8 protein-coding genes are annotated in these 9,405 nt (G+C 65.1%); 5 read left to right on the forward strand and 3 right to left on the reverse strand.

The genetic code is table 11. The annotated features are described in order from the left end of the window. The first annotated feature begins 16 nt into the window (after positions 1–16). The 5 genes from ACESMD_RS15070 to ACESMD_RS15090 all read left to right on the forward strand — a co-directional run bounded on the left by ACESMD_RS15070 (position 17) and on the right by ACESMD_RS15090 (position 6,906). The gene (locus tag ACESMD_RS15070) at positions 17–1,606 is read left to right on the forward strand and encodes a phosphoenolpyruvate carboxykinase (RefSeq protein WP_372614576.1); all 1,590 of its coding nucleotides are present in this window, start codon (positions 17–19) and stop codon (positions 1,604–1,606) included. Between the two features lie 111 nt (positions 1,607–1,717). Continuing rightward, a complete protein-coding gene (gene msrB / locus ACESMD_RS15075) occupies positions 1,718–2,215 on the forward strand; it encodes a peptide-methionine (R)-S-oxide reductase MsrB (RefSeq protein ID WP_372614578.1) in 498 nt (165 codons plus the stop codon). Positions 2,216–2,281: 66 nt separating this feature from the next. After that, entirely contained in the window at positions 2,282–4,642 is a 2,361-nt protein-coding gene (locus ACESMD_RS15080) for a Tex family protein (protein WP_372614580.1), read from the forward strand. A 120-nt stretch (positions 4,643–4,762) separates the two neighbouring features. Further along, the gene (gene gshA / locus ACESMD_RS15085) at positions 4,763–6,373 is read left to right on the forward strand and encodes a glutamate--cysteine ligase (RefSeq protein ID WP_372614582.1); all 1,611 of its coding nucleotides are present in this window, start codon (positions 4,763–4,765) and stop codon (positions 6,371–6,373) included. Then, positions 6,373–6,906 carry a disulfide bond formation protein B gene (locus ACESMD_RS15090; RefSeq protein WP_372614584.1) on the forward strand — a complete coding sequence of 178 codons (534 nt, stop codon included), beginning with the start codon at positions 6,373–6,375 and terminating at the stop codon, positions 6,904–6,906. Before gshA ends, ACESMD_RS15090 begins: the two co-directional genes overlap by 1 nt. A 36-nt stretch (positions 6,907–6,942) precedes the next feature. Here the strand turns inward: ACESMD_RS15090 and ACESMD_RS15095 are convergent, their stop codons facing one another. From ACESMD_RS15095 to ACESMD_RS15105, 3 genes are read right to left on the reverse strand one after another with little or no spacing between them, the layout of a single operon-like run. After that, positions 6,943–7,623 carry an ABC transporter ATP-binding protein gene (locus ACESMD_RS15095; RefSeq protein WP_372614586.1) on the reverse strand — a complete coding sequence of 227 codons (681 nt, stop codon included), beginning with the start codon at positions 7,621–7,623 and terminating at the stop codon, positions 6,943–6,945. Between the two features lies 1 nt (position 7,624). Next, positions 7,625–8,368 (reverse strand): ABC transporter ATP-binding protein, encoded by a 744-nt coding sequence (locus ACESMD_RS15100; protein ID WP_372614588.1) that lies wholly within the window; start codon positions 8,366–8,368, stop codon positions 7,625–7,627. Continuing rightward, positions 8,361–9,398 carry a branched-chain amino acid ABC transporter permease gene (locus ACESMD_RS15105; protein WP_372614590.1) on the reverse strand — a complete coding sequence of 346 codons (1,038 nt, stop codon included), beginning with the start codon at positions 9,396–9,398 and terminating at the stop codon, positions 8,361–8,363. Before ACESMD_RS15105 ends, ACESMD_RS15100 begins: the two co-directional genes overlap by 8 nt. Positions 9,399–9,405 lie beyond the last annotated feature (7 nt).

Below are 9,405 nucleotides of genomic sequence, written 5' to 3' on the forward strand. Positions count from 1 at the left end.
AGGCCCAGGAATTGACATGACCATCACCCACGCCGCCTCCCGGACTGCCAGCGCCCAGTCCGTTTCCCCCGTACGGGCCCACGTCAACCTTAGCGCCGCCGAGCTGATCGAGCTCGCCATCGCCCGGGGCGAAGGCCGCCTGGCTGCCAACGGTGCCCTGGTCGTCAATACGGGGGCACGCACCGGCCGTTCGCCGAAGGATCGCTTCATCGTCGATGAGCCCTCCACCCGCGACAGCATCAATTGGGGCAGCGTCAACCGTCCCTTCGATGCAGAGAAATTCGAGGCACTCTGGACGCGTGTCGACGCCTATCTCGGCCGTGGCGATCACTACGTCGCCGAACTTCACGTAGGCAGCGATCCCGATCATTATTTGGCGGTGCGGATCTCCACCGAGACCGCCTGGCACTGCCTCTTCGGGCATACCATGTTCATCCGCCCCGAGGCCTACAACCCCGCGGCCAAGGACGAGTGGACCATCCTCAATGCCCCGTATTTCGAGTGTGATCCGGCACGAGACGGCACCCAGACGGAAGGCTGCGTGGTCCTGGACTTCGCCGGGAAACGAGTGCTGATCGCCGGCATGCGCTATGCCGGGGAAATGAAGAAGGCGATGTTCTCGGTGCAGAATTTCCTGCTGCCGGACGTCGATGTGCTGCCGATGCATTGTTCCGCCAACGTCGGCGAGGATGGCGAGACCAGCCTCTTCTTCGGTCTGTCCGGTACCGGCAAGACGACCCTCTCCGCCGACCCGGCGCGCTACCTGATCGGGGATGATGAGCATGGCTGGGGTCCTGGTACCGTCTTCAACATCGAGGGGGGCTGCTATGCCAAATGCATCGACCTCTCCGAGAAGAACGAGCCGGTGATCTGGCACGCGATCAAATTCGGTAGCGTGCTCGAGAACGTGGTGCTCGACGACCGCCGCGAGCCCGACTACACCGACGACAGCCTGACCCAGAACTCCCGGGCGGCCTATCCGCTGGAGCACGTTCAAAAGCGCGTGCCGGAGAACTGCGCCGGCGAGCCCAATGCCATCATCTTCCTGACCTGCGACATGAGCGGGGTGCTGCCGCCGGTTTCGGTGCTCTCCAAGGAAGCCGCGGCCTACCACTTCCTCTCCGGCTATACCGCCAAGGTGGGGTCCACCGAGATGGGCTCTTCCGCCGGCCTGGAGGCCACCTTCTCGACCTGCTTCGGGGCTCCCTTCTTCCCGCGTCCGGCCCGCGAATACGCCGACCTGCTGATCAAGCGGGTATCCAAGCAGGATGCCCAGGTCTACCTGGTCAACACCGGCTGGACCGGTGGCGCCTACGGGGAGGACGGGTCGCGCTTCGCGATCCCGACGACGCGCGCCATCATTACCGCCATCCAGTCCGGCGTGCTGCGTGGCATCGAGACGAAGCGAATCGAGGGTCTCAACCTCTACGTGCCCGTCACCGTACCCGGTGTCGATTCCCGGCTGCTCGATCCCCGAGAAACCTGGGAAGACCCGCTCGCCTACGATCGTCAACTCGGTGACCTGGCCGTCAAGTTCGTGGAGAACTTCAAGAAGTTCGAGGGTGTCAGCGACGCCATCCTCCGGGCCGGGCCCAGCCTCGTCTGACGCTCGAGTCGCTCGCGACATCGAACTGTCGGCGGTCGATGAGGTCTCAGTTGCATCCACTTCGTTGGCCGCAACGTATGGTTAGATGAGACCCATTGACGGAGACCTGTAATGAAACGACGCCATTTTCTGGGAGCGCTGGGTGTCGGCGGACTCGTCGGCCTCTTTCCGAGCCTGGCCAGTGCCAGACCCAAGCCGGATCTGTCCCGTGCGCCGGACATAGAGCCTCTCGAACTGAGCGAGGCGCAATGGCGTGAGCGCTTGGCCGAGGAGCAGTTCGAGATCCTGCGCGAGGCGGGCACCGAGCCGCCGTTCTCCAGCCCTCTGGACAAGGAAACGCGGGAAGGCGAATTCCACTGCGCGGGGTGTGATCTGCTGCTCTTCACCAGCGCCATGAAATACGATTCCGGTACCGGCTGGCCGAGCTTCTTCGAGCATGTGGAAGGGCACATGCTCAGCAAGACCGACTACAAGGCCATCTGGCCGCGTACCGAGTACCATTGCGCTCGCTGTGGCGGCCACCAGGGCCATGTGTTCGATGATGGCCCTGAGCCCACCGGCCTGCGCTGGTGCAACAACGGCCTGGCGTTGACCTTCGCGCCCGCCTGAGCAGCGACCCCGGGGCGTTTGTGATACCTTGTCGCGATTCGTTTCGAGGATCAACGAAGGGGTTTCATGGACGCCGCCAACCGCATCATCTCGCGCCTCGCCGAGGAGCTTTCCGTTCGGCCCCAGCAGGTCACCGCTACGGTGGAACTGCTGGATGGCGGGGCGACCGTGCCCTTCATCGCCCGCTACCGCAAGGAAGTGACTGGCGGGCTGGATGACATCCAGCTGCGCCAGCTGCATGAGCGACTCGCCTATCTGCGCGAGCTCGAGGAGCGTCGCCAGGCGGTGATCGCCGCCATCGACGAACAGGGCAAGCTGACCGAGTCTCTTGCCGCACAGATCCGGGCCGCCGATACCAAGCAGCGTCTTGAAGATCTCTACCTTCCCTACAAGAAGAAGCGCCGCACCAAGGCCCAGATCGCCCGGGAAGCTGGCCTCGAGCCCCTTGCCTATGCCTTGATGGCCGATCCGACCCTGGACCCCGAGGTCGAGGCGGCGACCTACCTTCGCGCCGCCCATGAGGATATCCCGGCCTTGGAGGACACCAAGGCGGCGCTGGATGGCGCCCGGCAGATCCTCATGGAGCGCTTCGCCGAAGATGCCGAACTGGTGGGCCGTCTGCGCGAGAGACTCTGGAGCGAAGGCGAACTGAGTGCCCGGGTCACCGGGGGCAAGGAGCAGGAGGGCGCCAAGTTCTCCGACTACTTCGAGCATGACGAGAAACTGTCAAGGGTGCCCTCTCACCGTGCCCTGGCCATGTTCCGCGGCCGCAACGAAGGAATCCTGGCCCTGGCGATTCGGCTGCCCGGCGAGGAGGAGGCGCCGATCCATCCCGCCCAGGTGGCCATCGCCAAACACCTCGATATCCGCGATCAGGGACGCGCCGCCGACAAGTGGCTCTCCGACGTGGTGCGCTGGACCTGGCGGGTCAAGCTCTACACCCACCTGGAAACCGAACTGATGGGGCGACTGCGTGAGCGGGCCGAACGGGAGGCGATCGGGGTCTTCGCCGACAACCTCAAGGATCTGCTGCTGGCCGCCCCGGCGGGTCAGAAGGCGACGCTGGCCATCGACCCTGGCCTGCGTACCGGCTGCAAGGTGGCGGTGGTGGATGGTACCGGCCAGTTCCTCGAGCAGGCGACGATCTATCCCCATGCCCCCCAGAAGCGCTGGAAGGCGGCGCTCAAAGAGCTTGCCGCGCTGATCGAGAAGCACGATGTGGCATTGATCGCCGTGGGCAACGGCACCGCCAGTCGCGAGACCGATCGCCTGGCCGGCGAACTGGTCGCCTCACTGTCGGGAAGGCCCCCCTTGTCCAAGGTGATGGTCAGCGAGGCGGGTGCTTCGGTCTATTCCGCCTCGGAATACGCCTCCCGGGAACTCCCCGACCTGGACGTCACCATCCGCGGGGCGGTCTCCATCGCCCGTCGTCTGCAGGACCCGCTGGCCGAGCTGGTCAAGATCGAGCCCAAGTCCATCGGCGTCGGTCAGTACCAGCACGATGTCTCCCAGCTACAGCTTTCCAGGAGCCTCGATGCCGTGATCGAGGACTGCGTGAATACCGTAGGCGTCGACCTGAACACCGCCTCGAGTGCCTTGCTGTCGCGGGTAGCCGGCCTGAGTCCGGCCCTTGCCGAGGCCATCGTCGCCCGACGCAACAGCGACGGCGTCTTTACCAGCCGCCGGCAGTTGCTCGACGTCAATCGCCTGGGGCCCAGAACCTTCGAGCAGTGTGCCGGCTTCCTGCGCATCATGAACGGCGGCAATCCGTTGGATGCCAGCGCCGTGCATCCGGAGGCCTATCCGCTGGTGGAGCGTATCGCCAGGCGCAGCGGTCGTGGCCTGTCCGGCTTGATCGGCGACAGCGCCACTCTCAAGGCCATCAAGCCCGACGAGTTTGCCGATGAGCGCTTCGGCGTCCCGACCATCAGCGATATCCTCGCCGAACTGGACAAGCCGGGCCGTGATCCTCGCCCGGAATTCAAGGCCGCCGAGTTCCGCGAAGGCGTCGAGACCCCGAAGGATCTCGAGCCGGGCATGATCCTCGAGGGCAGTGTCACCAACGTCACCCACTTCGGTGCCTTCGTCGATATCGGCGTCCACCAGGACGGCCTGGTGCATATCTCGGCACTCGCCGAGCGTTTCGTCGATGACCCGCGCAGCGTGGTCAAGGCGGGCGACATCGTCAGGGTCAAGGTCATGAACGTGGATCTCGAGCGCTCGCGCATCGGGCTCTCCATGCGCCTCGCTGACGAACCGGGCCAGCAGGAGGCCTCGGGCAAGGCGCATCGCGAGGGCAGGGCCGGCGAGCGTCATCGTGGCGGCGACAAGCCGGCCCGAAAGGAAAACCGGCCGACGTCGACAGAAGCCGATGGGCAGGTGGGTGCCCTGGGCGCCGCCCTGCTCAAGGCGACGAAGAAATCCTGAAGCAGGCTAATCTTTGCATCCTCCGCCATGGACGGCATAATTCCCGTCTCGTCATCGTCCATGACGGCCAACCAGGAAGCCGGTCCCTCCGGCCGGTTTCCACGACATGGGGTGTTCATCTTGTCCGATTTACTCGCCACCGCCATCGCGCGTCTCGAGGATCCGGCCCGCTGCGGTGACTTCTGTCGCCTGCGGCGTGGCATCGAGAAGGAAGGCTTGCGCGTCGATCCGGCAGGGCACATCGCCCGGACGCCTCATCCGGCAGCGCTGGGGTCAAAGCTGACCCACCCGCACATCACCACGGATTACTCCGAGGCCTTGCTCGAATACGTCACGCCGGTGTATTCCCGGCCGCAGGATGCCCTGGACTTTCTCGCCGACTTGCACCTCTTCAGCTATCGTCGCCTGGGTGACGATCTGATCTGGCCGGCCAGCATGCCGTCCCGCCTCGACGGTAGTGACAGCGTGGACATCGCCGATTTCGGCCGTTCCAACGTGGGCATCATGAAGCATGTCTACCGCAAGGGGCTGGATGTGCGCTATGGCCGGATCATGCAGTCCATCGCCGGGATTCACTACAACGTCTCGCTTCCCGACGATCTCTGGGAGAGGTTGCGCGAGCTGGAGGGGGCGCAAGCCACCTCGATGAAGGACTTCCGCTCGGCACGCTACTTCGGTCTGATCCGCAATTTCCGCCGGCACAGCTGGCTGTTGCTCTACCTCTTCGGGGCCTCCCCGGCACTGGACCGCAGTTTCCTGTCGGGACGCGAGGTGCCTTCCAGGCTTCAGGCCCATGGCCAGGAAACCCTGGTCTCGGAATTCGCCACCAGCCTGCGCATGTCGGATCTGGGCTACCAGAACAAGGTACAGGCCCAGATCAAGATCTGTTTCAACTCCCTGTCGAACTTCGTGACGACGCTGCGCCATGCCATCTCGACGCCCTGGCCGGATTATCAGGCCCTGGGGGTGCATGAGAATGGCGAGTGGCGCCAGCTCAACGCCAATATCCTGCAGATCGAGAACGAATATTACAGCGACATACGCCCCAAGCGGGTGACCCGTCATGATGAGACCCCCAGCCAGGCGCTGGAGTCTCGCGGAGTGGAATACATCGAGGTGCGTTGCCTGGATCTCGACCCCTTTCAGCCCCTGGGTATCGATGCCACCCAGATCCATTTCCTCGATACCTTCCTGATGTGGTGCCTGCTCGCCGAGAGTCCCTGGATCCCCGACGAGGAATGCGATCGCCTGGATGACAACCGTCGTCTGGTGGTCGAACGGGGCCGCGACCCCGACCTGCGCCTGACCCATGGCCAGCGTCAGCGTTCCATCGCCGACTGGGGAGGCGAGATCATCGCCGAGATGCGCCGTGTCGCCGAGCTGCTCGACCTGCTCGAGGAGGGTAGTCCCTACGCCGATGCCATCACCGCCCTGGCGCCGCGCCTGGACGACCCCGGCTTGACGCCTTCCGGTCGGCTGCTCGCCCACCTGCGCGAGACCGGCGAAGAACTCAGCGATGCTATGCTCGCTATCGCCCGGGCCCAGCGGCAGGAGTTTCGCGATACCGATATGGATCCCGCCCGCGAGGTCATGTTCGATGACCTGGTGGAAATTTCCCGACAACAGCAGGCGGACATCGAGGCCGCACAGACCGAGCGCTTCGATGACTTCCTGGCCCACTATGCCGAGCGCGCCCGAAAGTCGCGCGTCGCCGATGGAGAAGTCTCTTGATGACGAGTCTCGCGCGTCTCAGTGTCCGCCACTGGGCCCTGGCCGGCCTGGCGTTCTGCGTCCTGATGATGGCCGTGGCGCTGGGCCTGGAACACCTGGGTGGCCTCGAGCCCTGTCCGCTGTGCATCTTCCAGCGGGTGGCGGTTCTCACGGCCGCGGCGGTCTTTTTGGTCGCCGCCATCCATAATCCCGGCGGGCGCCTGGGTACCGTGATCTACGCCGGCCTCTCGCTGGCGGCGGTGGCTGGCGGAGCCGGGGTGGCCTGGCGCCATCTCTGGCTGCAGTCGCTTCCCGCGGATGAGGTCCCGGTCTGTGGCCCCGGCCTCGATTACATGATCGACATCCTGCCGCTGCGTGAGGTGGTCGAGATGGTGCTCTCCGGCTCCGGAGAGTGTGCCGAGATCGATTTCCTGCTGCTGGGCATCTCTCTGCCGGGCTGGAGCCTGATCGGCTTCCTGATCCTGGCCCTGGCCCCGATTGGCATGCTGGTGTCGGCCTTCCTCGAACGGCCGGGTTACCGCTGGATCAGTTGATCATCACCCATGCTCTATCGTGATTTCGCCAGCCTGCTAGATACCCAGATAGCGGTCCCGAACATGGTCGTCCAACGCGTCGGGCTTGCCGGTCCAGACCGTGCGGCCCTTCTCGAGGATGGTGCAGCGATCGGCGACCGGCAGGACTTCCTTGAGCGACTTGTCGACGATCAGGATCGATTGGCCCTGGTCCTTGAGCAGGCGGATGGCCGACCAGATCTCCCCTCGTATCACCGGTGCCAGGCCTTCTGTGGCCTCGTCGAGGACCAGTAGCCGGGGATTTGTCACCAGCGCTCGGGCGATGGCCAGCATCTGTTGCTCGCCACCGGAAAGGGTGTCGGCCATCTGGCGATGGCGCTCGGCCAGCCGGGGGAAAAGCGATTCCACCCTGGGGAGGTCCCAGTTTCCCGGTCGCGACGTGACTCGCAGGTTCTCGCGCACCGAGAGGTTGGGAAAGCAGCGTCGGCCCTCCGGCACCAGCCCCAGCCCGGCCTGGGCGATGCGGTAACTGGGCAGGCGGCGCAGGTCTCTGGACGCGAAGGTGATGGTGCCACGGCTCGCCGGGGTCAGGCCGAAGATCGAGCGGATGGTGGTGGTCTTGCCCATGCCGTTGCGGCCCATCAGGGCCACCATCTCCCCTGCCTGGACGCTGAGATCGACGCCGAACAGGGCCTGGGAAGGGCCGTAGAAGGTCTCGACAGCGGTGAGTTCGAGCATGTCAGTCTCCCAGGTAGGCCTCGCGAACGCGGGCATCATGGCGGATGGTGTCGACGTCCCCATGAGCGATCACGCTGCCCGCCACCAGCACCGAGAGGCGGTCGGCAAGGCGGAACACTGCGTCCATGTCATGTTCGATCAAGAGAATCGGCACTTCCCGCTTGAGGGTCTCTAGCAGGTCGGTGAGGTGGGCGGTACCCTCGGGGCCGAGCCCCGCCATGGGTTCGTCGAGCAGCAGGGCGCGAGGCTCGAGCGCCAGGACACAGGCCACCTCGACCTGGCGCCGTTCGCCATGGGAGAGTTCGGCCACCGGGGTGTCGGCGCGGTGGCCGAGTTGCATGCGGCTGAGTACCTCGCGAGCCGGAGCCAGCAGTCGTTCGTCCCGGTCGATGGGCGTCCAGACGCGGAAGCTGTGACCCGCCAGCGCCTGGACGCCGATCATGACGTTGCGGATCACCGAGAGCGGTTCGGCCAGCGACGAGACCTGGAAGCTGCGCCCCAGCCCCAGACGGGCCCGGTGGGCGACACTCAAGCCGGTGATGTCGCGACCGGCCAGCCGGACGGTTCCCGCATCGGGCCTGAGGTTGCCGGCGATCTGGGCGATCAGAGTCGACTTGCCGGCCCCGTTGGGGCCGATCAAGGCATGGATCTCGCCGGGACGCAGATCCAGGGACACGTCCCGGGTGACCTCCAGGGCGCCGAAACGCTTGTACAGGCCCTTCAGGGACAGCACCGCTTCACTCATGGCGCTCCCTCCCGGCCAGCCAGCCCATGACGCCCTGCTTGGCGAAGAGCACCACCAGCAGCAACACCAGGCCGAGGAACAACCGCCAGTACTCGGTCAGCCCTCCCAGCAGGGTCTCCATCATCACGAAGAGGATGGCGCCGGCAAGCGGCCCATAGAGGCGTCCGACACCCCCGAGGATGACGATGACCAGCAACTCGCCCGAGAGGTGCCAGCTCAGCATGGTGGGGCTGATGAAGCCGTTGAGATCGGCGTAGAGGGCGCCAGCCAGGCCGGTGATGATCGCCGAGATGACGAAGGCCGCCAGGCGTATGGGATAGGGCGGAATCCCCGCGGTGGCCAGGCGGATGTCGTTGAGTCTAGCCATGGTCAGCGCCGCCCCGAAGCGTGACTTCATCAGTCGCGAGGTAAGGGTCATGGACAGCATCAGGCCCGTAAAGCAGATCAGGAAGAAGGTCAGCGGGTCATTGGTATCGACGAGAGGGAGGCTGTTGCGCAGATAGATCGGCAGGCCGTCCTGGCCACCATAGCTCGGCCAGGAGTTGGCGAAGTAGTAGACCATCTGGGCGAAGGCCAGGGTGATCATGATGAAGTAGACCCCGGTAGTGCGCAGGGAAATGGCGCCGATGGCCAGGGCCAGCAGGCCGCAGATCAGGATCGTCACCAGCCAGATCACCAGCATCTCGTCGCTACCGGGCACATCCACAGGCCAGCTCATGAACAGGCTCATGTCGAAGGCGTGATAGGCGCTGATACCGGCCACATAGCCCCCCAGGCCGAAGTAGGCGGCATGACCGAAGCTGACCATGCCGCCATAGCCGACGGCCAGGTTCAGCCCCACCGCCGCCATGGCGACCAGGGTGACCCGCGAGGCCAGGTTGACGTAGTAGATCTCCCCGAGCAGGTGAGCGCCGAGCGGGGCCAGCAGCAGCACGGCCAGCAGGCCGATCTGCACCAGCCCCTTGCGGTCCGGCTTGAGGCCTTTCAGTCCCCTCCGGCGGCGCCGGGAATCAGCTTGGACCTTATCCATTGGCGGC

Source organism: Halomonas sp. (assembly GCF_041689495.1).
In the GTDB taxonomy this organism is placed as follows: domain Bacteria; phylum Pseudomonadota; class Gammaproteobacteria; order Pseudomonadales; family Halomonadaceae; genus Halomonas.

Coding starts and splice junctions, on each gene's coding strand:
- ACESMD_RS15070 (WP_372614576.1), top strand. CDS start 17: ATGACCATCACCCACGCCGCCTCCCGGACTGCCAGCGCCCAGTCCGTT.
- msrB (WP_372614578.1), top strand. CDS start 1,718: ATGAAACGACGCCATTTTCTGGGAGCGCTGGGTGTCGGCGGACTCGTC.
- ACESMD_RS15080 (WP_372614580.1), top strand. CDS start 2,282: ATGGACGCCGCCAACCGCATCATCTCGCGCCTCGCCGAGGAGCTTTCC.
- ACESMD_RS15090 (WP_372614584.1), top strand. CDS start 6,373: ATGACGAGTCTCGCGCGTCTCAGTGTCCGCCACTGGGCCCTGGCCGGC.
- ACESMD_RS15095 (WP_372614586.1), bottom strand. CDS start 7,623: ATGCTCGAACTCACCGCTGTCGAGACCTTCTACGGCCCTTCCCAGGCC.
- ACESMD_RS15100 (WP_372614588.1), bottom strand. CDS start 8,368: ATGAGTGAAGCGGTGCTGTCCCTGAAGGGCCTGTACAAGCGTTTCGGC.
- ACESMD_RS15105 (WP_372614590.1), bottom strand. CDS start 9,398: ATGGATAAGGTCCAAGCTGATTCCCGGCGCCGCCGGAGGGGACTGAAA.